Origin of the sequence: Morganella sp. B601 (genome assembly GCF_051172335.1) — a bacterium.
GTDB lineage: Bacteria > Pseudomonadota > Gammaproteobacteria > Enterobacterales > Enterobacteriaceae > Morganella > Morganella morganii.
In genome coordinates, this window is the sequence record NZ_JBPIZE010000003.1 from 171,665 (window position 1) to 198,163 (window position 26,499).

Sequence of the window (26,499 nt, forward strand, 5' to 3'; positions counted from 1 at the left end):
CATTACCCGCCCGGGATATCCGCCACCATCCGCAGCGAGGCAGTGAGGGCTTCCATCTGTAACCACGGACGGATCCACGCCACCGCCGCATACATCCCGGGGCGGCCCGGTAAATCCGTCACCGTGACTTTGGCTTCCGCCAGCGGATGAGTCGCTTTGGCCTCATTGCCGATAGCATTGGGATTGACATACTGATGCAGCCAGCGATCGAGGGATTTTTCCACGTCTGCCGCCGAGAGATTCGAGCCGACACGGTCACGCCCTATCACTTTCAGATACTGTGCAATACGGCTGCTCGCCATCACATAAGGCAGTCTGGCGGAAATCGCCGCATTGGCGGTCGCGGCCGGATCAGTATAGATTTTCGGCTTATGCACCGTCTGCGCCCCCATAAACACGCCGTGAGCCGCATTTTTATAGTGCACCAGCGGCAGAAAACCGAGGTCACTGAGCTCTTTTTCCCGCTCATCGGTGAGATTGACCTGTGCCGGGCAAAGCTGAACAACGTCACGGGCATCATTGCGGTAGATATAATTCGGCAGATTATCCACTTTGCCGCCATTCTCCGCCCCGCGCACCGCCGTACACCAGCCGAAGCGGCGGTATGCCTGTGTCAGCAGCAACCCGTAGGCATACGCGGCATTGCTCCAGACAAACTGATCCTGTGACGATACCTGTGCAGAGCCGTCCGCCCGCTGCGGCAGTTCCTCAAACTCAAACCCGCAGATACTTTTACCGCCGGTACCGTAAGGCTGACGCGCCAGGGTTTTCGGCAATGTCAGCGCGACATAACGCGACTCATCGGCGGCACGGAAGGCATTCCACGACGCATATGCCGGGGCATCAAACCCGGCAGCGACCGGTTTGCCGTCAGCAAACTGCGTTACCGACTGAAAATCAAACATTGCCCCCCCGGCGGCGGCCACAAACGGCGCATGGGAGGCGCTGGCCACCTCGCCGATGTAACGCAGCAGCGCCACATCCTCATCACCGTAACCAAACTCAAAATCCCCGAGCAGCACGCCGTACGGCTGGCCGCCTGCGGTACCGAATTCTGCCTGATACACACAGTTAAAAAACGGGCTGCGGTCAATTGCGGGGGCATTTTCAAACTGTTGCAGCAGCTCACTTTTGGTGTAATCCGCCATGCGGATTTTCAAATCCGCCCCCGGGTCACTCTCCCTGACCAGCTTGTGCAGCCCCAGCCAACTGCCTTCCAGGCGCCGGAAGTCCGGAGCGGTCATCACTTCGGATAACTGGGACGAAATTTGTTTATCAATCAGCGTGATCGCCTTACGCAAGGTGAGTGTCAGGTTTTTATCCCAGCTCACCGTACCTGCCATTGCCTGACGGGTCAGTGCGGTCATCAGGTCACGGGTGGTATCCGCCGGGGTCTGCACAGTGGCCTGCACCGCGCGATCGAGAAAACTGAGTTCCGCCGTACCCTGCGGTGCTGCCGCCTGCTGCTGCGAAGTGTCACTCATCAGCCTGCCTCCGGCACAGCCAGTTCGGCATTCAGAGAACTGAGTGCCTCCGTATTCTGCAGGATCTCTTTAAGCAGCTGCTCAAGGTCGCGGGAGCGATCCGCTTTACTGAGCAGGGTTTTCAGCTGGTTGCGGGTTTCGACAAGAGATTTGAGCGGCGCTATCTGGTTCACGAGGTTTTCCGGATGAAAATCCGCCATTGACGTGAAGGAGAGTTCCACCGGAAACTCGCTGCCGTCATCGCTGAGGGTATTGGTGACATTAAAAGTCAGTTCCGGGTTTATCTGCGCCATCACATCATTAAAATTGTCATTATCAATGCCGGTAAATTCCCGGTCTTCCGGCGCACATTTTTTATCCGCCGGTTTATGTCCGGAAAAATCACCGACCACCCCGACAACAAACGGCAGTTCCCGGTTTTCTGATTCACCATTGACTTCAACATCATACGTAATACTGACGCGGTTTTTATTCACCCGCTTGTGCTGTGCATTCATTGCCATAACAGTTTTCCTGCGGTTATCAAAAAAGCGGGAAGCCCGCAGGCTTCCCGTTCAGTGTTATTTCGCGCCGGACAGCAGTTTGCCCTGCGGCAGGTTGTAGGTGACAATACCGCCCTCTTTCAGCTCTCCGCCTTCCAGTTCATAGGAATGTTTCTGAGAAATTTCCACATAGGAGAAGGTGATCATTTCATGCGGCTGTGCGCCGTCATAACCGCTGACGTTATAGCCGGTCAGACGGGCATGAGAGAGCTTGATCTGGAAATAAACAGATGCGCCCGAGCCATCCGCTTCCGGTTTGGTGAAGGCGATTTCCACGGTTTTGCCTTCTTTGCCCGGATTAAACAGGAAAGAGAGCAGATCTTCCGATGCACCATCAATCTGTTTTGCCACGCTGACCGGCTGAATCGCGACCATACCGGAATCGGCGTTATTGCCGTTACCGATATCCATCGCCACATTACGGGAGCCGCCCCAGCTGTAGGAATCCACCGCAAACCAGTTCGCGCCGTCCAGGCCGATAACCGTTGCGCCACCTTTAATATCAACGCCATCAATTCGCATATAAATACTTGCCATAACTATCCTTATTATGTGTGTAATGATTACCAGCGCAGTGCGGTATTGCCGCGCTCTGCCGGTAAGGTCGGGTTTTCATCTGCGGATGCCGTATCGTTTTCCGGTTCCGGTAATTCTGTCATCTGCATATCATTCAGACCGGTCAGTGAAAATATCCGGTCCAGCAGTGTGCTGTTGTCTTCCAGTAATATTTCCTGCCACAACCCGGCCAGTGACATTTGTCCCCAGCGGATGGCTTTTTCCAGCAGGTAAGAGATTGGACTGTGCGGTTCGCTGTCCCTGAAGTAGCGGGAGATTTCACGCAGTTGCCGCAATGCGGTATCACGATTGTGGTGATTGCGCTGGCTGAGTGCAGGGAAATCCGGGCGTGCGGGGTGCTCCGCAACCGGCGAAGCCGCTTTCTCCGGCGGTTGTTCCGGCAGAGCCTCTGTGACCGGCGGTACAGAGAGTGTCAGACCGCTGACGGCCATCACTGCACTGCGGTAACCGGTCAGTAATTCCGTAAAAAAGACCGGTGATACCGTGCTGCCCGCGCCCCGTTCAGCAAAAAATGCCGTCAGCGGCTGTAAGTGCGTCAGGCACTGTGTCAGCACATCAATGCGCTGCCGGGCGTCTGCCTGTGAATGTGCAGTGTGTGCCGGGCACTCCGGCAGCGTTCCCCGGTGCTGACATTGCAGATAGTGGTAATACGGGATGTCATCCGTAACCGGCAGCAGCAACAGCGCACTGTAAAACAAACAATTTTCGGTGCCGGAGCCCAGAATCAGACTCAGTTCCTGTAATTTTATCTGCTCCGCCTGCGGGTCTTCCTGATGCTGCGGGGGCAGCTGCTCCCAGTGTTTTGTTATCTGAACAGAGAACCAGGCGAGCGACTGCTCAAGGGCGTGCAGTGACGGATCCTGTAATATCTGACACCAGAGATACCAGCCGGAAAGGCTGATATCACGGGCCGTGTCAGTCAGAACAGGAAGCAGCGCATCTGCCAGTGCAGTCTGAGCGGCGAGCATCTGCTGCCGGTGCTGTGCCCTGCTTTCTTCATCCGTCTGCTGTAACAGGCGGCGCAGCGAGGACTGGGCAATATTGAACAGATTACGCAACGGCCGGTAACGGGCACCATCTGCTTTTAAATACTCCCCCTGCGGCTGTCTTTCACAGACAGGTAACCACAGTGTTTTCTGCTCATCCTGAGACAATGGCATACCTTTCCCTTTGCATTTCGCCGCTGTTTTCCGATGGGAAAAGTAAACCACACTTAAACAAACGCCACTGTCAGCAGCATCATTGATTTTTTTAGCTTTACGCCGTACCGCAACAGCATATCGTGCAAAGAGATACAGCCGGAGAGATGTTTACTTTATCTTTTAAAAACAGAAATATACCTTTGTATGCAGTAAATTATTTGGCCTATCTATCATATGCAGACTTATTATTTTAATTTCATTCATTATTTTGTGATCTGCTGCTGTTTATTTTTATTGAATTCAGGCGGCAGAATAAAAATAATAATCCGTCCTGACAACTTATTCAGGACAAAACTCGGCCTGCGGTGAAATAATCACCGCGTTTGCATAATGTGGTTAACTATCATGAGCAATGTAATTGCGTTTACTGATGCGGACACCAATCCCTGTATGCAGTGCGGGGCGTGCTGTGCCTATTTCCGGGTCTCGTTTTATCACGGAGAAACGGACAGTACGGGCGGCGTGGTGCCGGCAGAGATGACAGAAAAAGTGAATGATTTTATGGCCTGTATGAAAGGCACTGATCAGAAATTCCCGCGCTGTATCAATCTTCAGGGGGAAGTCGGTCAGTGTGTGGCGTGCAGCGCTTACGCACAGCGCCCGTCCCCGTGCCGCGAGTTTGATCAGTCGTGGGTCAGCGGTGTACACAATGCCGCCTGTGACCGGGCAAGAGCCGCACACGGCCTGCCGCCGCTGGAGCCGCCGTCCCGTCACAATGATCACGCCGCCTGACTACCACCGTTTTGCACTAACGTTTTTACGGCTGTTCAGGTAGGATAACCGCATTACTATCAGACTGAATAAGGACAGCCGTATGAGCGATTATGCACAGAGTGTTGCTGATGTGGAAAAAGCCATTGAGAGTAACAGTATCACTGAAATGAACGAACTGATGGTCAGCCTGGGTGACAGCAACCCGCTGCCGTATGAACAGCGTTATGAATTACAGCAGCGCCTCCGTCAGGCGATAATGGATCACGGAAAAATACATCACTAGTTAATTCTTATTCCGTACCGGCTTATTGTCAGAATAATATGCCGGTACGGAGTGTCATGTTTATTCCGTTAATGTCAGCTTTTGCAAAAGTCACGGTCATTCCTGTACTAACCGCCTTTTAATCCGCTATGCTTTCCCTGTCAGCTATCTCATTCATTCATCTGATTATTATTTATAACAAATCAATCTTATCTGCCTGTTAATTAAAAACTGAAAATAAAACACCCTATTGCATTGTTTTATATGACAGTTTTATGAATTTTTTAATTTTTTCACCGGCTGAAAAATTCCTTATTTATCTGTAGAGGAAAGAGAATAATCGGCATATGATATTGAATACGTTTCACTGACGTGACTATTTACACGTGCGTTGTATCCGGGTTTGTAAGGAATGCTTATTATGGAAGTATCAAACTATTCACCGTTACTGAGCTATTACGCGTACATCAAGAAGTTTATTGCATCGCCGGCCACGATGGGAACGATTACCCCCTCATCACGCTGGCTGTGCCGTGCAATGGTTCGTCACGTCGACTGGAGCGGTGTGCAGCATTTTGCTGAGCTGGGTGCCGGTACCGGGGTGATTACCCGTCAGATTCTGGATCAGATGGATCCGCTGGCTAAACTGGATGCCTATGAAATTGACCCCTATTTTGTCAGCCTGCTGAATAAATTTCAGGATGGCCGGCTGGGGATTTTTTCTGACTCAGCAGAGAAACTGAACCGCCCGTATAATGTGATTTTCTCCGGTCTGCCGTTTCTGTCAATTGACCGCCGCACCGGGCTGCGTATTCTGAAAGCGGTGCGTGACAATATCGAACTCAGCGACGGGCAGTTTATTCTGTTCCAGTACACCACCAAATTTGAGAAATACCTGCGCCGTTATTTCCATTTCCGCAAAGAGCGTGTATTGTTCAACGTTCCGCCGGCCTGGGTGTATATCTGCACCCCGAAGAGACGTTATACCAATAACTGATCACCCGCAGCGTGTCCCGGAACACCGGGGCACCGGCCATTCTCAGTATCCTCTGTTTACGGATTTCTTTATGTTAATTATCGCCCCCGCCAAACCGGATCATTTCCCGCGCCTGGTTGCCATCTGGGAATCATCTGTCCGCGCCACACACGATTTTTTATGTGAGGCTGATATTGGAAAACTGCGTCCGCTGCTGCTCAATACCTATCTGCCGAACCTGAATGTGGTGGTGGCACAGGATGAAAACGGTGAGATTCATGGTTTTCTCGGCACAGACGCGAACCGGATTGAGATGCTGTTTGTGGATGCGGCTATTCGCGGTAAAGGCACCGGTAAATTCCTGCTGAATTATGCCGTTGAGCAGTTACAGGCGGATGAGCTGGATGTAAATGAACAAAACCCGCAGGGCGCTGGCTTTTACCGCCATATGGGTTTTGCACAGACAGGCCGTTCTGAGCTGGATGGTGAGGGAAATCCGTTCCCGCTGCTGCACATGAAATACACCGGCAAAACAGCGGGATAATGTCTCAGCCGAAAACGCCGGTCGAGAGATAACGGTCGCCGCGATCGCAGATTACGGCGACAATCACCGATCCCGGATTCGCTTTTGCAATTCTCAGTGCACCGGCCACCGCACCGCCGGAACTGACCCCGCAGAAAATGCCTTCCTGTTGTGCCAGCTGGCGCATCGTATCTTCTGCTTCCTGCTGAGTGATATCCAGAATATCATCCACCAGCTGCGGCTGAAAAATCCCCGGCAGATACCCCGGTGACCAGCGGCGGATCCCCGGAATCTGACTGTTTTCCGCCGGTTGCAGACCGGTGATATTGATCTGCGGTGCGACCTCTTTCAGATAACGCGCCACCCCGGTAATGGTGCCGGTAGTGCCCATAGCTGAGACAAAGTGCGTGATACGCCCGTCCGTCTGCTGCCAGATTTCCGGCCCGGTTGTCCGGTAATGGGCCAGCGGGTTATCGGGATTATTAAACTGATCAAGCACATAACCTTCCCCGTCCGCTGCCATCTGCTGCGCCAGGTCCCGCGCCCCTTCCATACCCTGTGCCCGGCTGACCAGCACCAGCTCCGCGCCGTAAGCTTTCATGGCGGCCTGACGTTCGGCACTCATATTTTCCGGCATCAGCAACTTTAATTTATAACCGCGAATCGCTGCGATCATCGCCAGCGCAATACCGGTGTTCCCGCTGGTGGCTTCAATCAGCGTATCCCCGGGACGGATCTCCCCGCGCTGTTCGGCACCTTCAATCATACTTTTCGCCGCACGATCTTTTACCGAACCGCCGGGGTTATTGCCTTCCGGTTTGACCCAGATTTCTGCGCCGCTGCCCTCACCCAGCCGTGCAAGCCGGAAAAGCGGGGTATTGCCGATCCCATTACTGATAGATGCCACGTTGTTCTGCCTCCTGAGCCGTAAACGGAAACCATACCGCCGCCGCAAGGCAGTATGCAACCGGAATTATTTTCATCTTTATGCGCACTGTGCCTGCGGCAGCAATGCCAGTTCGTCTTCGCCGCGAAACAGCCGTAACTCCCTGATTGTCAGCCAGACAGAATCACCGGCGGCGGCACGGGTGTCCGGCGGTAAAATGACCGTCACTTCATCTTCAGCCGCTTCCGTGGTCACCACGGCAGTGCGGTAATGCCCGTGTGAGCGGATGGTCACAACCCTGGCTGCAACCGCATCCGCCGAAAAGGTATGCTGCAATGTCAGCGACCAGGGGCGCACAAATACCGATACCGGCCCGGAACCGGCGGTCAGTGCGGCAACCGGCTGGCGTACGCCGCCAATCCGCACTCCACCATCAGTAGCGATATCACCGCGGAAAATATTTATCTGACCAAGAAACTCTGTTACAAAGCGGTTGCTGTCATCATTGCCGAGGCTTTCAGGTACCGCGACCTGCTCGATATGTCCGCCGCGCATCACCACGATGCGGTCAGCCACCTCCAGCGCCTCTTCCTGATCGTGTGTCACGAATACAGCGGTAAATCCCAGCGACTGATGCAGCTGACGCAGCCAGCGGCGCAGTTCGGTTCTCACCCCTGCATCCAGGGCACCGAACGGCTCATCCAGCAGCAGAATGCGCGGCTCTGCCGCCAGCGCTCTGGCCAGTGCCACCCGCTGTTGTTGTCCGCCGGAAAGCTGTGCCGGATAGCGATCCGCCAGGTGCGGCATCTGAATTTTTTCCAGCAGTGACATCACTTTAGCGCGGATTTCTTTTTTTGACGGACGTGTTTTGCGCGGCAGTACCGTCAGCCCGAATGCAATGTTGTCAAACACCGTCATATGCCGGAATAGCGCATAGTGCTGAAAAACAAACCCGGCCCGGCGCTCCCCTGCCGCCAGCCCGGAAACCTCTTCCCCGCTGATATACAATTCTCCGGCGCTATGAGGGGTCAGCCCGGCAATAATCCGCAGCAGTGTGGTTTTCCCGGATCCGGACGGCCCCAGCAACGCCACCATTTCGCCGTCCGCCACCGACAGCGAGATATCCTGTAATACCGGCTCCGCACCGAAATGGTGTGTCAGATGACGGATTTCAATGCTCATATTTCCTCCGGGATCCCTGATATGCCATCACGCCGTGGCGGATGCACAGGGTCGCAACAGCCATCAGTGCCAGCAGACCGGATGCGGTAAATGCCGCCACGGTCTGATAATCCTGATGTAATAATTCCACCTGCAACGGCAGGGTGAAGGTTTCCCCGCGAATCGCCCCGGAAACCACTGACACTGCACCGAATTCCCCGATAGCGCGGGCGTTGGTCAGGATCACGCCGTAAAACAGCGGCCAGCGGATATTCGGCAGTGTCACCCGCCACCAGATCTGCCACGCACGGGCCCCCAGCAGCACGGCGGCCTCTTCTTCCTGTGCACCCTGACTGAGCATTACCGGCACCAGTTCCCGCACCACATAAGGACAGGTCACGAAAATCGTTACCAGCACAATTCCCGGCAACGCAAACATAATCTGGGTATCCAGCGAGCTTTCGAGAAAACCGCCCAGCCAGCTGTTTGAGCCGTACAGCAGCAGATACAACAGCCCGGCGATCACCGGCGATACTGCAAACGGCAGATCCGCCAGTGTCAGCAGTAACTGGCGGCCGGGAAAACGAAACCGTGTCACCAGCCACGCCAGCAGTGTGCCGAAAATCAGATTCACCGGCACGGTGATCAGCGCCACAATCACTGTCAGCCAGATAGCGTGCAGCATATCCGCCTCCGCCAGTGCGCGGATCACACCGCCGATGCCATCAGACAGCGCGGTCACAAAAATCCACACCAGCGGAATAATCAGGATGAAAAATGTCAGCAGCAGCCCGGCAGAAATCAGCAGCCACTTCTGCCACGGGAAACGCCGGCGGCGCAGTGTATCAGCCATGAGACCTCCCGGTACGCAATCCGGCGCGGCTCTGAATAATATTGACCGCCAGCAATAACACCAGCGAAGTCATCAGCACCACCGAGGCAATCGCCGCAGCCGCCGGGTATTCAAACTCCTGGAGGCGGACAAAAATCAGGAATGACACCACTTCCGTCTGCCATGCCAGGTTACCGGCGATAAAAATCACCGCACCAAACTCACCAAGGCTGCGGGTAAAGGACAAAACGGTTCCCGCCAGCGCTGCCGGGGCGATTTCCGGCCAGATCACACGGCGGAATATCTGAAAGCGCGAAGCGCCCAGCGTTTCTGCCGCTTCCTCATACTCCGGTTTCAGAGTTTCCAGCACCGGCTGTACCGTGCGGACCACAAACGGGATACTGGTAAACATCATCGCGACCGCAATACCAATCCAGGTATTCACCACGGTGATATTAAACGAATCAAAAAAACGGCCGTACCAGCCGTTCGGGGCAAAGAGAGTGGCAAGTGTCAGCCCCGCAACCGCCGTGGGCAGCGCAAAGGGCAAATCCATCAGGCCGTCGAGAATACGGCGGCCGGGAAAGCGGTAGCGGGTCAGGATCCAGGCCATCAGCACACCAAACACTGCATTAAACAGACTGGCAGCAAGGGCGGCGAGCAGTGTGACTTTATAGGCGGCGACCACCTGCGGGCCGGTAATGACCTGCCAGTACTGCGCCCAGCTCATCTGCGCCAGCTGTAACACCAGTGCAGTGAGGGGCAGCAGCAGGATCAGCCCGCTGTAGAGCAGCGTAAACCCGAGGGACAGGCCGAATCCCGGCAACACCCGCCTTGCCATATCAGCGACCCTGAGCCATCAGGGTGTCAAATTCACCGCCTGAATTGAACCGGCTTGTCATCACTTCAGACCATGAACCGAACTGATCTTCCACTTTAAATAAGGTCACCGGCGGGAAATGGCCTTTATTGGCGGCCATCACATCCGGATCAGTCACCCGGTAATTAAACTGCGCCATTTTTGTCTGCGCCGCCGGGCTGTACAGGAAAGTCAGATAGGCATCAGCAACAGCCTGTGTGCCGTTTTTTTCCGTGTTTTTATCCACCCGCGCCACCGGGAATTCCGCCAGGATATTGGACGCCGGGACAATAACGTCATAATCATCCGCGCCATATTCATTGCGGATATTATTCACTTCTGATTCAAAACTGATCAGCACATCGCCCAGCCCGCGATCAATAAATGACGTCGTGGCTCCCCGGCCGCCGGTATCAAATACCGCGACATTGCTGAGGAATTTTTTCATCTGTTCCTGTGTTTTAGCACTGTTTTTACCGTTTTTCTGCTGCCAGAAACCTTCCGCAGCCAGATAGGTGTAACGACCGTTACCGGAGGTTTTCGGGTTCGGAAAAACGATTTTCACATCATCACGCAGCAGGGAATCCCAGTCTTTGATCTGCTTCGGATTGCCTTTGCGCACGAGGAAAGCCATGGTGGAATAATACGGAGAACTGTTATTCGGCAGACGCGCCTGCCAGTCCGCTGCCAGCAGATTACCTTTATCATGCAGAACCTGCACATCGGTCACCTGGTTATAAGTGACCACATCCGCCCGCAGTCCCTGTAATATCGCCAGCGCCTGTTTTGAGGAACCCCCGTGAGACTGGCGGATAGTCAGCGGATCATCAGGATGTTCCGCATTCCACTGCTTTTCAAACAGCGGGTTGATTTCCGTGAACAGCTCACGGGCAATATCATAGGAGCTATTCAGTAACTGAGCAGCACCGGCAGCGCCGCTCCATACAGCAGAAAGGAGCAGCAGACCGGCAGGTAATACAGCGTTGACAGACAGTTTCACGGCGGAGAACCTCATTATGATGATGCGTTTCAGGTAACTCCGGCCAGTGTGCATATATCCGTAAAGTGACACAAGCCATTTACTTATATCATTATGGAATTATATATAGTGATTATTTACTTCACGATATTATGCATCGATATGTTTCTTCTCTTCCTGTGACGCAGGTGCTTTTTCGTTATGCTGATTATGATCACAACCGCCGTGTGAACCGTGTCCCCGGTGCATAAAGAAGTGCATCAGCGGGCAAATCAGCAGCATAAGCAGAAACCAGTTTTCTCTGAAAAACTCAAGCATGGTAACCTCCTGTATTGTGTATACACGGAGGATAGAGGTTGCCCTCAGGGGAAGGTACAGCGGAATAGTGTCAGTTAACCTTTGTTTTTGTAAGGATAAAAACAGTGACAGTTGGCAGTGCCCGGGGAAGGCTGCCACAACGGATAAAACGAAAAGCCGCTGTAAATACATCCCTGTAAGCTCAGGCGCGTCATCCGTGACGCGCATGCTTTTCGTTCTTTTATCCGTTGTTTCAGCCATACATAAGCAACAGTGTTACTTACAGCATGGCCTGCTGTTAATTACAGCGCACTCAGTTGTTCCAGCGACGGCGCATAATAATAAGCCCCGGTTTTCGGTTTGCTGAACCGCAGCAGATCATCAAATTTACCGTCGGTTTCGCCGAACATACTCAGCAATTGCTGCTCAATATTGTGCAGACGACCGCAGTACGCGATAAAGAACAGGCCGTGCTCACCGCTGGCAGTACCGTACGGCAGGCTCTGGCGCAGAATGGAAAGCTCTTCGCCCTCTTCCTCAATCACCACGCGGGAAACATGAGAGGTTACATTGCGCACATTTTCATCCAGCTCTGTGCTGTCTGCTTTGGTGCGGCCAATCATTTTTTCCTGCTGCTCTTCAGAAAAACGGGTCCATTTATTCAGGCTGTGTGCCCAGCGCTGAGTCAGGATATAACTGCCGCCCGCATCTTCCCCTTCTGCGATCAGTGCCACGTCCGGGCGCTCATCCCCTTCCGGGTTTTCGGTGCCGTCGATAAAACCGCTCAGGTCACGCTCTTCCGTCCAGCGGAAGCCGTGGGTTTCGCCCTGAATCTCAACCGCATCCGCAAATGCCGCTACCGCTGCCTGTGCCAGCGAGAAATTGATATCGTGACGCTGAGAATGAATGTGGATCAGTAAATCATACTGTGTGGCCGGCGCCAGGCCGCGCCCCAGTTCACGGAAGTTTTTCAGCTCCGGTGCACTGCTCTGACTGCCCAGCTGACGCCACAGGTCATGACCGAATGCCACCGTGGCACTCAGCTGATCAGCCGCAAACTGTGTCTGTAACTTTTTCAGCGCTGCCAGGAAAACCTGACAACCACGCCGGATCGCCGGTAAATCACCTTTGGTGTTTGCTTCAATAAAAATACCGAAACGGCAGTGTTCCGGCAGAATACCGCTTTGTGCTTGTGACATATTGCTCCCTTTGCATCGTCAGTCTGATCAGGAAATGGCCTTATCATAAATCACTGACGCGGAATTACTTTGTTATTCCGCAAGTTCATTTATTTTTACGGATTATTTATTGGCCCAGACGATATAACTGACTGTCCAGTTTTTCAGAATATCATCTGACGGCATCAGTGTTTCAGGGCCGTTCCAGGTTCCGCGGAAAACATAGGAAACACGCGGGGTTTGCGGTGAACGGCAGATAACCTGTGCGCTGTCATCAAATTCAGTGGTCAGGGTACAGGCACCGGCAACGGCCTGCGGATAGATATCCGAAAAGAGGGTTCCGGTTTTGGTGTCCCACTCCGTGCGGATATCCGCATCATTGGCGACAATGCGCTGCACGGTACCATTTTCCGGCCCGGACAGACGGATAACCGTTTTATCATCTTTCCGGCCTTCAAAAATTTTAACGATCTGCCCCTGCTCGGTCTGCATACCACCGCGCAGTGTATATTTATCGTCCAGTCCCTGACTGATCGCCGTTTCGGTCATGGCCGTCTGACTATTCACACCACCGACCCCCTGTGCGGTTACCGTCAGCGCGCTGCTGCTGAACCAGCTTACCGGCGATAATGATGACCATGAAAACGAACTGCACCCGTTCAGCATCAGTACCGCACCGGCCGCGGCGGCCAGCTTCATTGCCTGATAACACTTCATTCATTGCTCCTTTGCATTCGGTTCAGATATCAGACTCCGGAATTGACAAAACATTCATTCTGAATTATTACATCAAATAATTTTAACGAAATAGGTATGTTTACCAATTCAGTAACGTAACATTTCCGATAAGATATCTCCTGGTATATAACCGACATTTTTCATTTACCGGCGTCGTAAGCTATGGCTGAAATGACATTCACATCATCGACTTTTTACCTGTTTTCAGCGGTTGTTCTGACAGGTACATTCTGGTTTCAGCCTGCTGCGGCTCTGCCGTCATTTTCTGCCTATGAGTATCATCAGAGCACAGTAAAATGTGAAACACCACAACGCTTTATCATCAAGCAGCTGCCCTATCTGCAGGATAACAGCCGGGTGATTCTGGAAGGTAATATTCAGTCTCAGATTTCAGCGGAGCACTATCTGCTGGGAGATTACAGCGGTATCGTCGAGGTAAAAATCCCTGCGGATTTATGGGGGAAAAAGATTATCACCCCTAATGATACCATCCGCATTGAAGGCGGAATGGAAAAAGACCGCCATGCCATTGTGGTAACCGCCGATACACTCAGTGTGGTCAACCCCGGCAGTTAATATTCCGGATCTGTGATCAGCCGTTTGCTGTAGGTCAGGCTGTCCTGCTGACATTCGTCGTAGGCCAGTTTGTCAAACATGCTCAGCGTGGCGGTATTATCATCCGGAATCGACAGCAGTAACTGCGGACATCCCCGCGCCAGTAATTTTTTCTCGAGCCTCGCCACCATGGCATTAGCAATTCCCCGTCCCTGAAATTCCGGATGCACTGCCAGATAATAGGCATAGCCCCGGTATCCGTCATAACCGCCCAGCAGTGTGCCCACCACTTCGCCGTTGACTTCCGCCACCAGGAACAGGGCCGGATCATGTGCCATTTTCCGCTCAATTACGGTTTCCGGGTCATCCGGGGGGGTGACCAGATCACAACGCTCCCAGAGCGCAACAACCTCTTCAAAATCACCTTGCTGAAATGTGCGAATGTCCATACCGTTACCTGTCTGCCGGTTGTCTGCCCGTGTCCGTGACGGAACGGGTGTGATATCTTATAAAAACAAAATGATATACTAAAGTTTATCAGCAGCTCAATGGTCGTGATGTAATGAATATCCCTGATAGTGACAGTGTTAAAGATTTTTTTCTCAGATTACAGGATTCCCTCTGCGGACAACTCGCCGCCTGTGACGGCGGTGCTGAGTTCAGCGAAGATAAGTGGCAGCGGGAATCCGGCGGCGGCGGACGCAGCCGGGTACTGAAATCCGGCGCACTGTTTGAACAGGCCGGTGTCAATTTTTCACATATCAGCGGGGACAACCTGCCGCCGTCTGCCACGGCACACCGCCCGGAGCTGGCCGGGTGTCACTATCAGGCCATGGGCGTTTCTCTGGTACTTCATCCGCATAATCCGTATGTCCCGGCCGCACACGCCAACGTGCGCTTTTTTATTGCCGAAAAAGCCGGCAGTGACCCGGTCTGGTGGTTCGGTGGCGGTTTTGACCTGACTCCTTTCTATCCTTTCACAGAAGATGCCGTACACTGGCACAGTGTCGCCCGGGATATCTGCACGCCGCTGGGCGAAGATGCCTGGCCGCGTTATAAAAAATGGTGCGACGACTATTTTTATCTGAAACACCGCAGCGAAGCGCGTGGTATCGGCGGCCTGTTCTTTGATGATCTGAATAAGCCCGGTTTTGAGGAATGCTTTGCCTTCACACAGGCTGTCGGCAACGGCTTTACCCGGGCTTATCTGCCGATCGCGGAAAAACGCCGTTCTATTCCTTATGGTGAGCGCGAACGGCAGTTTCAGCTCTACCGGCGCGGCCGTTATGTGGAGTTTAATCTGGTGTGGGATCGCGGCACACTTTTCGGTTTACAGAGCGGCGGGCGGACCGAATCCATCCTTATGTCGATGCCGCCGCTGGTACGCTGGGAATATGACTACCAACCGCAGGCCGGTTCTCCGGAAGCCGCACTGAGTGATTTTCTTATCCCCCGCGACTGGGTCTGATAACCCTTCACAGTGTGCTGACTGAAAAGCAGGCTGATAGTCTGCTGCGGTAAGTATTTTTCTCCGTAACGATGGTCATTCCAACCACAGGAGAACCGCCTATGTCAGCACATGCCCCGCGCTATTCATTTTTACCGCCCTGGATCCTGAAAAAACGCCTGCTTCATGAGGGGGATCACGAAGAGACTCAGTTATGTTATCAGCATATGCAGCGGTTGCTCGGTTACCGCCGCCTGCCGGAAACAGACATGATGCCTCTCAGTTATGCTGCTCTGCCGGAATCCGGGTGCCCTTCGCAGGCACACCGCCGGGTGATGCATCTGAAAAACCTGACCACCGTTCCGGATCTGTATTACCGTGAAGACCGGAAAGCAGAAAACCCGCAGCCACATATGCCTGTACGGCAGGATACAGATACCGATAATATGTTTGAGTATCTTGATATCATTTACGGTTTTTTTGATGATGTCTTTGATTACAAATCCTTTAATGACAGCAATGCCACCATCTCCGCCATGACACATTACGGACGCGGCTACTGCAATGCCTTCTGGAACGGCGCACATCTGGTGTTTGGTGCCGGCGATGCGGGGATGAGTGTCTCTCCGCTGTTTATGAGCTTTGCCCAGCTCGATATCGCCACGCACGAGTTTTCCCACGCTGTGATTGATCACCTTTCCCCGCTGACCTACAGCCATCAGTCCGGTGCTCTGAATGAATCTGTCTGTGATGTGTTTACCGTTATGCTGGGTCATTACCGAGGCCGTCATGCCAGCCATCAGGGGGACTGGCATATCGGCAGAACCTTGTTCAATAAACAAAGCGGAATTAAAGCACTGCGTTCCCTGTCGTCACCGGGAAGTGCCTATAATCATCCGGTGATCGGCAAAGATAAACAGGTGGCACATATGCGGGATTATATTGCACTGCCGGATGACCCGGAGAATGATAACGGCGGCGTGCATTGCTACTCCGGCATCCCGAACCATGCATTTTACCACTTTGCCTCCGCCCTCGGCGGGTACAGCTGGGAAGTGGCCGGACAGATCTGGTTCGACACGCTGCGCAGAGGCAACCTGCCGCCGGAGTGTGATTTCCTCACCTTCGCCCGCGAAACCCTGCACGTTGCGGATGAAAACTATGATGAGGAAGTTGCAGCCGTACTGATGAGCGCGTGGAAAGCCGTCGGGCTGGAGCCGTGATAATGTTCAGATATAAAAAAACCCGCATTAAAATGCGGGTTTTCCTGATTAACGCCCTTTCTTAATATGAGACATCAGGCGTTTACGTTTCCGCAGCTGGGTCGCTGTCAGCACGTTTTTCTTATCCGCAAACGGGTTTTCACCCTCTTTAAACTGGATGCGGATAGGCGTTCCCATCACTTTCAGTGACTGACGGAAATAGTTCATCAGGTAACGTTTATAGCCATCCGGTAAATCTGACACCTGGTTACCGTGGATAACAATAATCGGCGGGTTATACCCCCCTGCATGCGCATATTTCAGTTTGACGCGGCGGCCGCGAACCAGCGGCGGCTGGTGATCTTCCGCTGCCATTTTCATGATGCGGGTCACCAGTGCGGTACTGACACGGCGGGTCGCGCAGTCATACGCTTCCTGTACTGAGTCAAACAGGTTACCGACACCGCTGCCGTGCAGCGCGGAGATAAAGTGGATACGGGCAAAATCAACGAAGCCGAGACGCAGTTCCAGCATATCTTTGACGTGTTCGCGATCGTCTGCGGTCATGCCGTCCCATTTGTTGATGGCGATAACCAGAGAACGGCCGGCATTGAGGATAAAGCCCAGCAGTGACAGATCCTGGTCTGAAATCCCTTCGCGGGCATCAATCACCAGCAGCACCACGTTCGCATCCTCAATCGCCTGCAGTGTCTTGATAACGGAGAATTTTTCAACCGTTTCAGTCACTTTACCGCGTTTACGCACACCGGCAGTATCGATAATAATATACTCGCGCCCGTCGCGTTCCATCGGGATATAGATACTGTCACGGGTGGTACCCGGCATATCGTAAACCACCACACGCTCTTCACCGAGGATACGGTTGGTCAGCGTGGATTTTCCGACATTCGGACGCCCGACAATCGCCATTTTAATCGGCTGATCAATCGGGTTGAAATCATCTTCCTCTTCACCGTCTTCCGTTTCTGCTGCCTGTGCCAGGGCTTCCTGCTCTGCCCAGTAAGCGGCGTTAGCCTCTTCTTCGGTTAACTCGCGCTCATCATCCTCACTTTCCGGCTCGCCGTAGAACGGCACCAGTGCACGGGTGATCAGCTGACTGACACCACGTCCGTGTGAGGCGGCGATAGGCACCACTTCGCCCAGACCCAGGCTGTAGAATTCACCCAGCGCCTGATCCTGATCGATGCCGTCGATTTTGTTCGCCACCACAAAGGTGGTTTTGTTATCGCGGCTGCGCAGATGTTTGGCAATACCGCTGTCCGCCGGCATCAGGCCGGAACGGGCATCCACCATAAACAGCACAATATCGGCTTCTTCAATCGCCAGCAGTGATTGCGCGGCCATGTGGGTTTCAACACCCTCTTCCGTGCCGTCAATACCGCCAGTATCGATAATAATAAATTCCTGTCCCTCAACCTCTGCACGACCGTACTTACGATCCCGCGTCAGGCCGGGGAAATCAGCAACCAACGCATCGCGCGTACGCGTTAAGCGGTTGAATAATGTGGACTTCCCGACATTGGGACGCCCGACCAGAGCAACGACAGGTATCATGCTTTTACTGCCTCATAACACTGAAAAAATCCCCTGCACCATACAGGAGATTAAAGACGAAACGGCTCCTGTCATTCAGGAGCCGTCAATGAAACCACTCCGCAGTCAGTTACCCTGCCGGAGTGATGCCGGAAACAGCGGTTTACTGTCAGCGGCGGAGCAGGTACAGGCGTCCGTCACGAGCCTGCACCATCAGTTTATCACCGGCAATCGACGGACGGCTGAGAATACCGGAACTGTTCAGTTTATTCTGCGCCACGAACTGTCCGTTGGAGGTATCCAGCCAGTGGAGATAACCTTCACCGTCACCCACGACCAGATAGCCGTTAAAGATTTCCGGTGCGGAGAGATTACGGTGCAGTAATTTATCCTGTGACCACATGGTGACGCCATCCGCTGCGCGCAGACCATAGACGTTATCATCCTGGTCAACAACATAGAGGGATTCGCCATCCAGCACCAGTTCGTTGACTGAACCGAAATCGCGTTTCCACAGAATCTGACCGCTGCGCATATCCATCGCCACCAGATTGCCGTTATACGCGATAGCGTAAACACGACCGTCAGCAACAACCGGGGTCATATCCACGTCATTCAGACGGCTGATTTCGGTGGTACCGGTTGTCTGGGAAATACGCTGCTGCCAGATAATCTGACCCTGGCCGAGCATAACCGCACTGACACGACCGTTGTCACCACCGACAAATGCCGCACCCATGGCCACAGCCGGGGCTGATTCACCACGGACAGACAGGCTCGGGGTATCCAGGTTCAGGCTCCAGCGCTGTTCGCCGGACGCGGTATCAAATGCCTGTAACAGGCCGTTACCGGTATGCACCAGCACCAGGCCGTCACTGACTTCCGGACGGGACAATACTTCACCACCGGCGTTGGCTGTCCATGCGATTTCACCGTCGTTCGCGTTCAGGGCGATCAGCGTACCGCGCTCTGTACCCACATAAACGTGTTCACCGGAAACGGTCAGACCGCCGGATAACATCGCCGGGATATCCGCGGATAAGAAACCGGTTTTTTCCGCCAGATTCACTGACCAGATTTCAACACCGGAATCGGTATCCAGGGCTTTGACCAGGCCATTGCGGTCAGCCGCATAGACACTGGATCCTTCCCATGCCGGGGAAAGATGAGAGTAGTATTTACCGACACCGTCACCGACGGATTTATCCCACACGGTTTCCGGGGTGAACTGACTTGTCACTTCCGGCAGTGGTGACATCACGATAGTATCCTGTTCACTTGAACAGCCGGCCAGCAGCACAGAGGCGACTAATCCTACCAGCAGTGTTTTACGCAGTTGCATTATCGAGAGTCCCCTCACCCGGCTAAGTTATCGAGTTTGAATGTCATAACGGATTTGATAGTCCCGGCACCTTCACTCTGAATACCGGCGGTGTAGGCTTCCTGCGCGCCTTTCACATCCCCTTTCTGTAACAGGGCATCACCGCGGATATCCTGTGCGTAAGCCGCCCAGCCTTTCCCTTTCACTGCCGCAACGGTTGCCAGCGCGGCATCCGGTTTTTTCTGACCCAGCTGTACACGGGCCAGACGTGCATTAATCAGATCTTTTAAATCTTCATTATCGGTTTTTGTCAGCGCCTGGCTCAGGGCATTTTCTGCCGCCGGGAGATCGTTGCTGTCAACCGCTTTCATCGCCAGATCAAGACCGGCGATAGCACCGTAGTTGTTATTGGCTTCTTTCGCAAAAGCCTGCAGACGGGCGGTCTGCTCTGCCGGGGTGCCTTTTGCTGTGATCGCCGTTTCATAGGCAATCGCAGCATCCTGTAATTTGGTGACCTGGTGAGACTGATAGTAGTTCCAGCCGGCAATACCGCCGATACCGATGATCAAACCTGCCGCGATTGCTTTGCCGTTTTCGACAAAGAAATTCTTCAGCGCTGATACCTGTTCATTTTCTGTGGTATAGACTTCCACACGTCTCTCCTTAACCTAAAAGTTCGCTCAGACGAGCGGAAAGCCCGCTCTGTGCCAGCGTCTGCTGCTCACCGGTGGCCAGTTCTTTGACAGTGACTGTCCCGTTGGCAATTTCATCCTCACCTAAAATCAGGGCGATGCGCGCACCGTTTTTATCCGCACGGCTCAGCTGGCGTTTAAAGTTGCCGCCGCCGTAGTTGGTCATGATACGCACACCCGGCAGGCTGTCGCGGATCTGTTCCGCCAGCATCATTGCCGCAACCTGGCTGCCTTCACCGAAGGAGGCCAGATAAATATCGGTCACTGCGGTTTCGCTCACAAAGTCCGGATTGACGGACTGAACCAGCAGTACCATACGCTCCAGACCCATGGCAAAGCCCACCGCCGGGGTATTATGACCGCCGAGCTGTTCAACCAGCCCGTCATAACGGCCGCCCGCGCAGACAGTTCCCTGCGAACCGAGTGCGGTGGTTACCCACTCAAACACGGTGCGGTTATAGTAATCCAGACCACGGACCAGACGCTGGTTGATGCGGTACTGAATACCGGCAGCATCCAGGATGGCACACAGGCCGTCAAAGTGGACTTTTGATTCTTCATCAAGATAATCAAACAGTGCCGGTGCATCGTTCAGGAGTTCCTGAACAACTTTATCTTTGGAATCCAGCACACGCAGCGGGTTGGTGTACATCCGGCGTTTGCAGTCTTCATCCAGTTTGTCTTTGTGCTGTTCCAGGAAGGAGACCAGTGCTTCACGGTAGTTTGCACGCGCCTGTAACGAACCGATTGAGTTCAGTTCCAGGGTAACATGCTCCGCAATGCCCAGCTCACGCCACCAGCGGGCGGTCATCATAATCAGCTCAGCATCGATATCCGGACCGCTCAGGCCGAAAACTTCCGCACCCAACTGATGGAACTGACGATAGCGGCCTTTCTGCGGACGCTCGTGGCGGAACATCGGCCCGATATACCAGAGGCGCTGTTCCTGATTGTACAGTAAACCTTTCTCGATTCCGGCACGAACACAGCCCGCTGTTCCTTCCGGCCGCAGTGTTAAGCTCACATTTTCTTCGCGGTCCTGAAAAGAGTACATTTCCTTTTCAACAACATCAGTCACTTCACCGATGGCGCGCTGAAACAGGGGGGTATGCTCGACAATCGGCGTACGGATTTCACTGATCCCGTAGCTTGTCAGAATGCGTTTAAGCGTGTTTTCAATACGCTGCCATACCGCAGTATCAGCAGGCAGATAATCATTCATACCACGAACAGATTGGATTTTTGTCGCCACGTTAATTCTCTTAACTCAATGAAATATGTTTCCGATTATAAAAGCGACCCTGTGCGGGCGCAATATCGGGAGGCGGATATATCGTCTTAAAACAGCATATCTGCCAAAACAGACAAAACCGGCCCGTCAATAATGAGCCGGTCCGCGATTATTCTTTCTCAACCAGACTGATATCAATCCGGTTATTCTGATCCAGCATGGCCGCTTTGGCACGGATTTTCGCTTCCAGCTGATCAATCATATCGGTGTTATCCAGGCGCTCTTTCTGACGGACACCGTCTTCGTAGAACCCGCTGCGCGTTTTCGCGCCGGTCACACCCAGTGTGGAGACTTCCGCCTCGCCCGGACCATTGACCACACAGCCGATAATCGATACATCCATCGGAGTGATGATATCTTCCAGCCGCTGTTCCAGGGCATTCACGGTGCCAATCACGTCGAACTCCTGACGGGAGCAGGTCGGACAGGCGATAAAGTTAATGCCGCGCGAACGGATACGCAGGGATTTCAGGATATCAAACCCGACCTTCACTTCTTCCACCGGATCGGCTGCCAGTGAGATACGCAGCGTATCACCGATACCTTCCGACAGCAGCATACCTAACCCGATAGCGGATTTCACAGAACCGGCACGTGCGCCGCCCGCTTCGGTAATACCCAAGTGCAGCGGCTGATCAATTTTCTGTGCCAGCAGACGGTAAGCACCGACTGCCAGGAACACATCTGACGCTTTTACACTGACTTTAAACTGGTCAAAATTCAGACGATCGAGAATATCCACATGACGCATGGCAGATTCCACCAGCGCTTCCGGTGTCGGTTCGCCGTATTTTTCCTGGATATCTTTTTCCAGTGAACCGCCGTTAACTCCGATACGGATAGGGATATTATAATGACGGGCGCAATCCACCACCTGACGGATACGCTCCTCGCTGCCGATATTGCCCGGGTTGATACGCAGACAATCCACGCCGTATTCCGCCACTTTCAGCGCAATGCGGTAGTCAAAGTGAATATCCGCCACCAGCGGTACAGAGACCTGCTGTTTAATCAGTTTAAATGCTTCCGCCGCATCCATGGTCGGTACTGACACGCGGACAATATCCACGCCGACGCGTTCAAGGGATTTAATTTGTCTGACGGTCGCCTCAACATCCGTTGTCCGGGTGTTTGTCATTGATTGTACGGCGATTGGTGCACCATCACCGACCGGCACATTTCCCACGTAAATTCGGGTGGATTTGCGTCTTTTTATCGGGGATTCATTATGCATAAGTCTTTCTCCGGAACATCCTTGTGTCCTTAATCATTGCTGTGTTTATTGTGTAGTAAAGATTTAATTTATAAACCAATTATTCACCGGCTTTCGGCACACTCAGGTTTGCCACCCGGTTTGCCTTAACAAAATGACTCAGGTCAACACTCTGACCTTTGAACTGCACATCCACGGCAGCCGGTGCGCCGATTTTCAGACGGTAAGGTTCTGCGCCCGCAAATTCCAGGGTATCCCCTTTCTGTTTGGTGCCGCTGAAAATTTTTGTACCTTTGTTATCTGTCACTTCCAGCCAGCAGGTGTTTTTAAAGGTCAGAACCAGACCATCCTGTGTCTGTGTGGTGGTCGGCAGCGTGCCGCCTTCACTGTCCACGGTACGGTTAACAACCGCCGGTACACGGTCACTGCCCGGCAGCGGCACAATCTTGCTGCTGTCAATTTCCTGATCCTGCGGGGTGGCTGCCGATAATTCCAGTGCAGCGGTATTGGTATTACCGGCCGGAGCGGTGTCCGGCGTTCCGGCAGGGGCATTCAGTGTCTGTGGTGCAGTGCTGTCTGCCGGGTCGGTACCCGGAACATCTGCCGGGGCATTCACGGTGACATCATTCTGTTGTGCCAGTGAGGCAATATCGGCCTGTTGTGCCTGATACTGCTGCCACCACCACACGCCCACCAGTGCCAGAACCACCAACAGTACCAGCCAGGTAAACTTCATCAGCCAGCCTTCGCGTTTTTTACGCTGACGGCCGATAGTCACACTTTTCATCGGCTGGACTTTGGTCATCTGAGCGGGGGCGATTTTATCAAGATAAGGCATGATCGCAGATTCAGGGATCTGCAACAGCTTGGCATACGTGCGGATATAACCGCGGATAAAGGTCGGGTTGCCTTCTTTCAGTGCATCTTCTTCGATTTCACGCACTGTAGTCAGTTTAAGACAAAGTCTGTCGGCGACTGTTTCCCGTGATAACTGAAGTTGTTCCCGACGTTGTGTTAAGAATTGGCCAAGAGTGAGTTGGAGATTATCTTGAGATTGAGAGTTATTCATGAGTTTCAGGACACAAACAGTTCTGGTTACGAGAAAGCGCGGAGATCTGCCCTTCCGCGCACCGAAGTTCCGTATTCCGGCATACTGCATGCCACCCGTAATGATAAAAATAATCCTGAAAACAACATCACTTTTATATTGTTTTACAGACTGTTATCCGGCGGACACTCATAAGCCAAAATGTACTGTACCACACTATCACTGCCTGACGGGGAATTCACGGCTAAATTCAGGTATTTTTCCGCAATTTCAGGCTGCTGATCGCATTTTGCACTCAGCGCCGCGCCTGTCAGCGCACCGGTATGCTGCGGCTGTACTTTCAGTACCCGGTCAAAATGATACCGTGCGGCATCATACCGGCCGGCCTGAAGATAAGCCTCACCCAGTGCAAGACGGGTACCGGTCGCAGCCGGTACGGTCTGTGTCACGGGTGCTGTCCGGCCCCCTGCCAGCAGCATTACTGCAATTAAGCCCGGGGAATACGCCCTTATCATACTGCCTCCTTGTCTGTAAGGCAGGTATATTAACGTAAACAGTCACCGGGGAGTGTTACTTAATATTACTGTCAGACTGCTTTGACAGAGATTGGTTCACCGGCCATGCGTTTTTTCAGTGTCCGTTTGGTCCGGTCGATAACATCACCGGCCAGCTGTCCGCAGGCAGCGTCAATATCATCACCGCGTGTTTTGCGGACAATGGTGGTGAAACCGTATTCCATCAGTACCTTGGCAAAACGGTCAATCCGGCTGTTTGAGCTGCGCCCGTAAGGGGCGCCCGGGAACGGGTTCCACGGGATCAGGTTAATTTTGCTCGGCGTGTCTTTCAGACAGGCCGCCAGCTGATGCGCCTGGTCAGTGCTGTCATTGATATGATCCAGCATGACATACTCCACGGTCACACGGCCGCCGTTCGCATTGGATTTTCCGAGATAACGGCGCACAGATGCCAGGAATGTCTCAATGTTATATTTTTTGTTGATCGGCACGATTTCATCACGCACATCATCCGTCGGTGCGTGCAGGGAAATGGCAAGCGCCACATCGATCATATCACCGAGTTTATCCAGTGCCGGAACCACACCGGAGGTGGAAATCGTCACGCGGCGTTTGGAGAGCCCGAAACCGAAGTCATCCAGCATGATTTCCATCGCCGGGACAACATGGGTCAGGTTCAGCAGCGGTTCACCCATCCCCATCATCACCACGTTGGTGATAGGACGGCGGCCGCTGGATTTCAGGGAGCCGATGATTTTCGCGGCACGCCAGACCTGGCCGATAATTTCAGAGACGCGCAGGTTGCGGTTAAAGCCCTGTTGCGCGGTTGAGCAGAATTTGCATTCCAGTGCACAACCGACCTGGGAAGAGACACACAGAGTCGCGCGGTCATCTTCCGGGATATAGACGGTTTCTACTTCCTGGTCGCCGACACGGATAGCCCACTTGATGGTGCCGTCCGCAGAACGCTGTTCTTCTGACACTTCCGGGGCACGGATTTCCGCCACCGCTTTCAGTTTGGTGCGCAGTACTTTGTTGATATCGGTCATCAGATCGAAATCATCATAGCAATAGTGGTAAATCCACTTCATCACCTGATCAGCACGGAAAGGTTTCTCGCCCATATCGGCGAAAAACTGGCGCATTTCTTTGCGGGTCAGGTCGAGTAAATTAATTTTTCCGTTGATTTTTTCAGGAGCAATCGGTGCGGAGCCTGTTACACAGGCGTCTTGGGTGGTCAGTTCTGACATTGTTAACATTGCCTCGTTGTTACACTTTCGGCGGTGACACGCGGCGCGCATCACAGATACAGGAATAAGGATAGCCGCTGAAACGGACGGCGTCACGGATACAGCGGAAATATAAAAGCCCCGTATCATAACGGGGCGCGGCATTGTACAAACATTAATGGTGATATGGCAAATGAAAAAACCGGATACCGCATTTCAGTAATAAGATAATAAATTATCCCACTCTTTACTGATACGGGATCGGTTTGAATCCGTTATTTTTTCAAACAGCGGGTCACCGTAGCGGTAGCTTATTTTATAAAAATCACCGCCGATATGACAAACCACGATATTGTTCAGATAACATTGCTGATCTGCCGTTACCGGAATATCCGCAGCGGTTGACACAGCAACATTATCATCGGAAAACAGATATAACACTCCGGTCTTACTGCCTTTTTTCAGGGTAAAACCGCTGTTATCGTCAACAGCACGGTTTCCCCTTAATACGATCCCGCTCATCAGGGTTTTCCAGTTCACTGACACCGGGATAATACGGATATCGGTCAGGTCATCCCATGATTCATCGGCTATTTTCCGGTAATCGAGATACAGACGCTGATTATCGGTGTACAGTTTTTCCGGCAGCTTTTTATCCGGATTGTCCGTGACCACACGGCGGAATGTGGCAGGATCCGCATCGTCAGAACGATAAAAACCATTGAAATACACATGTTCTTTATCATACGCATAATTGTAATAGCGTGTATTTTCGGGGGACAACCTGAAACTGTCTGCGTCCTCACTGACCAGGTCCAGCCGGATACGATATTCACGGATATTATCACCAAACCAGCAACGCGGTGTAACCAGCGGCGTAATTGAAAAATCCCCGCTGCTGCCCTGACAATCCGGGTCACGCAATGTGTCCATCGCGACATGATAAACCTTGCCGTTCTCTGCCAGAAAATGAACCCGGATATTTTCACTGAAAAATAAATCGTTTAAATCTGCTTTGTCGTATTTTACTTTTCTGACAGCGTCATTATCCGCAGATTGCCCGAAGTTCTGCTCCCACAAAATAACATTTTCTTTCGGGGTACATATTTTTCTGACGTTATTACCGTAATCTTCAATACACTCCGGGCCGCCGGCCATCTGTGCGATAAAAAAAATACTGACAAGCAGTATACCGGCAATATAAATATATTTTTTCATACGGG

29 protein-coding genes are annotated in these 26,499 nt (G+C 52.8%); 7 read left to right on the plus strand and 22 right to left on the minus strand.

Annotation, left to right across the window (positions count from 1 at the left end):
• Positions 1 to 2 precede the first annotated feature (2 nt).
• Genes tssC through ACSBQN_RS09340 form a run of 4 tightly spaced genes read right to left on the minus strand, consistent with a single transcriptional unit; the run spans position 3 to position 3,762 of the window.
• Positions 3 to 1,484 (minus strand): type VI secretion system contractile sheath large subunit, encoded by a 1,482-nt coding sequence (gene tssC / locus ACSBQN_RS09325; protein ID WP_024473915.1) that lies wholly within the window; start codon positions 1,482 to 1,484, stop codon positions 3 to 5.
• Positions 1,484 to 1,987: a type VI secretion system contractile sheath small subunit gene (gene tssB, locus ACSBQN_RS09330; protein WP_024473916.1), complete on the minus strand. Its 504-nt coding sequence runs from the start codon at positions 1,985 to 1,987 to the stop codon at positions 1,484 to 1,486. The genes tssC and tssB overlap by 1 nt, the downstream gene beginning before the upstream one ends.
• Before the next feature lie 57 nt (positions 1,988 to 2,044).
• Positions 2,045 to 2,563: an Hcp family type VI secretion system effector gene (locus tag ACSBQN_RS09335; protein ID WP_025152132.1), complete on the minus strand. Its 519-nt coding sequence runs from the start codon at positions 2,561 to 2,563 to the stop codon at positions 2,045 to 2,047.
• A 26-nt stretch (positions 2,564 to 2,589) separates the two neighbouring features.
• The gene (locus tag ACSBQN_RS09340; RefSeq protein WP_024473918.1) at positions 2,590 to 3,762 is read right to left on the minus strand and encodes an ImpA family type VI secretion system protein; all 1,173 of its coding nucleotides are present in this window, start codon (positions 3,760 to 3,762) and stop codon (positions 2,590 to 2,592) included.
• Positions 3,763 to 4,149: 387 nt separating this feature from the next.
• On the opposite strand from ACSBQN_RS09340, the gene ACSBQN_RS09345 reads away from it, so the two are divergent.
• The 4 genes from ACSBQN_RS09345 (at position 4,150) to ACSBQN_RS09360 (ending at position 6,300) form a co-directional block, all read left to right on the plus strand.
• On the plus strand, positions 4,150 to 4,536 hold the full coding sequence (locus ACSBQN_RS09345) for a YkgJ family cysteine cluster protein (RefSeq protein ID WP_354632835.1): 387 nt from the start codon (positions 4,150 to 4,152) through the stop codon (positions 4,534 to 4,536).
• Between the two features lie 82 nt (positions 4,537 to 4,618).
• Positions 4,619 to 4,801, plus strand: a complete 183-nt coding sequence (locus ACSBQN_RS09350) for a DUF2526 family protein (protein WP_004241466.1) — start codon at positions 4,619 to 4,621, stop codon at positions 4,799 to 4,801.
• A gap of 400 nt (positions 4,802 to 5,201) precedes the next feature.
• On the plus strand, positions 5,202 to 5,777 hold the full coding sequence (locus ACSBQN_RS09355) for a class I SAM-dependent methyltransferase (RefSeq protein WP_004236898.1): 576 nt from the start codon (positions 5,202 to 5,204) through the stop codon (positions 5,775 to 5,777).
• A gap of 70 nt (positions 5,778 to 5,847) precedes the next feature.
• Complete coding sequence (locus ACSBQN_RS09360) at positions 5,848 to 6,300, plus strand: acetyltransferase (RefSeq protein ID WP_024473920.1); 453 nt, start codon at positions 5,848 to 5,850, stop codon at positions 6,298 to 6,300.
• A gap of 4 nt (positions 6,301 to 6,304) precedes the next feature.
• Here ACSBQN_RS09360 and cysM read toward each other — a convergent pair whose 3' ends face one another.
• From cysM to ACSBQN_RS09400, 8 genes are all read right to left on the minus strand, one after another.
• Entirely contained in the window at positions 6,305 to 7,186 is an 882-nt protein-coding gene (gene cysM, locus ACSBQN_RS09365) for a cysteine synthase CysM (RefSeq protein WP_036407045.1), read from the minus strand.
• Between the two features lie 78 nt (positions 7,187 to 7,264).
• Complete coding sequence (locus ACSBQN_RS09370) at positions 7,265 to 8,347, minus strand: ATP-binding cassette domain-containing protein (protein ID WP_024473922.1); 1,083 nt, start codon at positions 8,345 to 8,347, stop codon at positions 7,265 to 7,267.
• Positions 8,337 to 9,179: a sulfate/thiosulfate ABC transporter permease CysW gene (gene cysW / locus ACSBQN_RS09375; protein ID WP_024473923.1), complete on the minus strand. Its 843-nt coding sequence runs from the start codon at positions 9,177 to 9,179 to the stop codon at positions 8,337 to 8,339. Before cysW ends, ACSBQN_RS09370 begins: the two co-directional genes overlap by 11 nt.
• Positions 9,172 to 9,999 (minus strand): sulfate/thiosulfate ABC transporter permease CysT, encoded by an 828-nt coding sequence (gene cysT, locus ACSBQN_RS09380; RefSeq protein ID WP_004241992.1) that lies wholly within the window; start codon positions 9,997 to 9,999, stop codon positions 9,172 to 9,174. Before cysT ends, cysW begins: the two co-directional genes overlap by 8 nt.
• Position 10,000: 1 nt before the next feature.
• Positions 10,001 to 11,032: a thiosulfate ABC transporter substrate-binding protein CysP gene (gene cysP / locus ACSBQN_RS09385; protein ID WP_024473924.1), complete on the minus strand. Its 1,032-nt coding sequence runs from the start codon at positions 11,030 to 11,032 to the stop codon at positions 10,001 to 10,003.
• A 114-nt stretch (positions 11,033 to 11,146) separates the two neighbouring features.
• The gene (locus ACSBQN_RS09390; protein ID WP_123569056.1) at positions 11,147 to 11,314 is read right to left on the minus strand and encodes a DUF2933 domain-containing protein; all 168 of its coding nucleotides are present in this window, start codon (positions 11,312 to 11,314) and stop codon (positions 11,147 to 11,149) included.
• A 281-nt stretch (positions 11,315 to 11,595) separates the two neighbouring features.
• On the minus strand, positions 11,596 to 12,492 hold the full coding sequence (locus tag ACSBQN_RS09395) for a Dyp-type peroxidase (RefSeq protein WP_004236906.1): 897 nt from the start codon (positions 12,490 to 12,492) through the stop codon (positions 11,596 to 11,598).
• 102 nt (positions 12,493 to 12,594) lie between these two features.
• Positions 12,595 to 13,188 (minus strand): RpoE-regulated lipoprotein, encoded by a 594-nt coding sequence (locus ACSBQN_RS09400; protein WP_024473926.1) that lies wholly within the window; start codon positions 13,186 to 13,188, stop codon positions 12,595 to 12,597.
• 183 nt (positions 13,189 to 13,371) lie between these two features.
• Here ACSBQN_RS09400 and ACSBQN_RS09405 point away from each other — a divergent pair, with 183 nt between their 5' ends.
• Positions 13,372 to 13,785, plus strand: coding sequence for a YgiW/YdeI family stress tolerance OB fold protein (locus ACSBQN_RS09405; protein ID WP_004241988.1), 414 nt, complete (start codon positions 13,372 to 13,374; stop codon positions 13,783 to 13,785).
• Here ACSBQN_RS09405 and ACSBQN_RS09410 read toward each other — a convergent pair.
• A complete protein-coding gene (locus ACSBQN_RS09410; RefSeq protein WP_004236909.1) occupies positions 13,782 to 14,213 on the minus strand; it encodes a GNAT family acetyltransferase in 432 nt (143 codons plus the stop codon). The two genes, ACSBQN_RS09405 and ACSBQN_RS09410, sit on opposite strands and share 4 nt — an antisense overlap.
• Positions 14,214 to 14,326: 113 nt before the next feature.
• Between ACSBQN_RS09410 and hemF the strand changes: the two genes are divergently transcribed.
• Positions 14,327 to 15,232 (plus strand): oxygen-dependent coproporphyrinogen oxidase, encoded by a 906-nt coding sequence (gene hemF / locus ACSBQN_RS09415; protein WP_024473927.1) that lies wholly within the window; start codon positions 14,327 to 14,329, stop codon positions 15,230 to 15,232.
• A gap of 101 nt (positions 15,233 to 15,333) precedes the next feature.
• Positions 15,334 to 16,434, plus strand: coding sequence for a M4 family metallopeptidase (locus ACSBQN_RS09420; RefSeq protein WP_152695981.1), 1,101 nt, complete (start codon positions 15,334 to 15,336; stop codon positions 16,432 to 16,434).
• 48 nt (positions 16,435 to 16,482) lie between these two features.
• On the opposite strand, the gene der is transcribed toward ACSBQN_RS09420, so the two are convergent.
• The 9 genes from der to ACSBQN_RS09465 all read right to left on the minus strand — a co-directional run bounded on the left by der (position 16,483) and on the right by ACSBQN_RS09465 (position 26,494).
• Positions 16,483 to 17,988 (minus strand): ribosome biogenesis GTPase Der, encoded by a 1,506-nt coding sequence (der, locus tag ACSBQN_RS09425; RefSeq protein ID WP_024473928.1) that lies wholly within the window; start codon positions 17,986 to 17,988, stop codon positions 16,483 to 16,485.
• A gap of 148 nt (positions 17,989 to 18,136) precedes the next feature.
• Complete coding sequence (gene bamB, locus ACSBQN_RS09430; protein WP_004236914.1) at positions 18,137 to 19,309, minus strand: outer membrane protein assembly factor BamB; 1,173 nt, start codon at positions 19,307 to 19,309, stop codon at positions 18,137 to 18,139.
• A gap of 14 nt (positions 19,310 to 19,323) precedes the next feature.
• Positions 19,324 to 19,941 (minus strand): YfgM family protein, encoded by a 618-nt coding sequence (locus ACSBQN_RS09435; RefSeq protein ID WP_024473929.1) that lies wholly within the window; start codon positions 19,939 to 19,941, stop codon positions 19,324 to 19,326.
• Between the two features lie 10 nt (positions 19,942 to 19,951).
• Entirely contained in the window at positions 19,952 to 21,232 is a 1,281-nt protein-coding gene (gene hisS / locus ACSBQN_RS09440) for a histidine--tRNA ligase (RefSeq protein ID WP_152713525.1), read from the minus strand.
• Between the two features lie 148 nt (positions 21,233 to 21,380).
• Positions 21,381 to 22,505, minus strand: a complete 1,125-nt coding sequence (gene ispG, locus ACSBQN_RS09445; RefSeq protein WP_024473931.1) for a flavodoxin-dependent (E)-4-hydroxy-3-methylbut-2-enyl-diphosphate synthase — start codon at positions 22,503 to 22,505, stop codon at positions 21,381 to 21,383.
• A 79-nt stretch (positions 22,506 to 22,584) separates the two neighbouring features.
• Positions 22,585 to 23,643, minus strand: a complete 1,059-nt coding sequence (gene rodZ, locus ACSBQN_RS09450) for a cytoskeleton protein RodZ (RefSeq protein ID WP_152695987.1) — start codon at positions 23,641 to 23,643, stop codon at positions 22,585 to 22,587.
• 53 nt (positions 23,644 to 23,696) lie between these two features.
• Positions 23,697 to 24,047: a tetratricopeptide repeat protein gene (locus tag ACSBQN_RS09455; RefSeq protein ID WP_354632836.1), complete on the minus strand. Its 351-nt coding sequence runs from the start codon at positions 24,045 to 24,047 to the stop codon at positions 23,697 to 23,699.
• Positions 24,048 to 24,118: 71 nt separating this feature from the next.
• Positions 24,119 to 25,297 (minus strand): bifunctional tRNA (adenosine(37)-C2)-methyltransferase TrmG/ribosomal RNA large subunit methyltransferase RlmN, encoded by a 1,179-nt coding sequence (locus tag ACSBQN_RS09460; protein ID WP_004241977.1) that lies wholly within the window; start codon positions 25,295 to 25,297, stop codon positions 24,119 to 24,121.
• A gap of 195 nt (positions 25,298 to 25,492) precedes the next feature.
• Positions 25,493 to 26,494, minus strand: a complete 1,002-nt coding sequence (locus ACSBQN_RS09465) for a hypothetical protein (protein ID WP_354632837.1) — start codon at positions 26,492 to 26,494, stop codon at positions 25,493 to 25,495.
• Between the last annotated feature and the right edge of the window lie 5 nt (positions 26,495 to 26,499).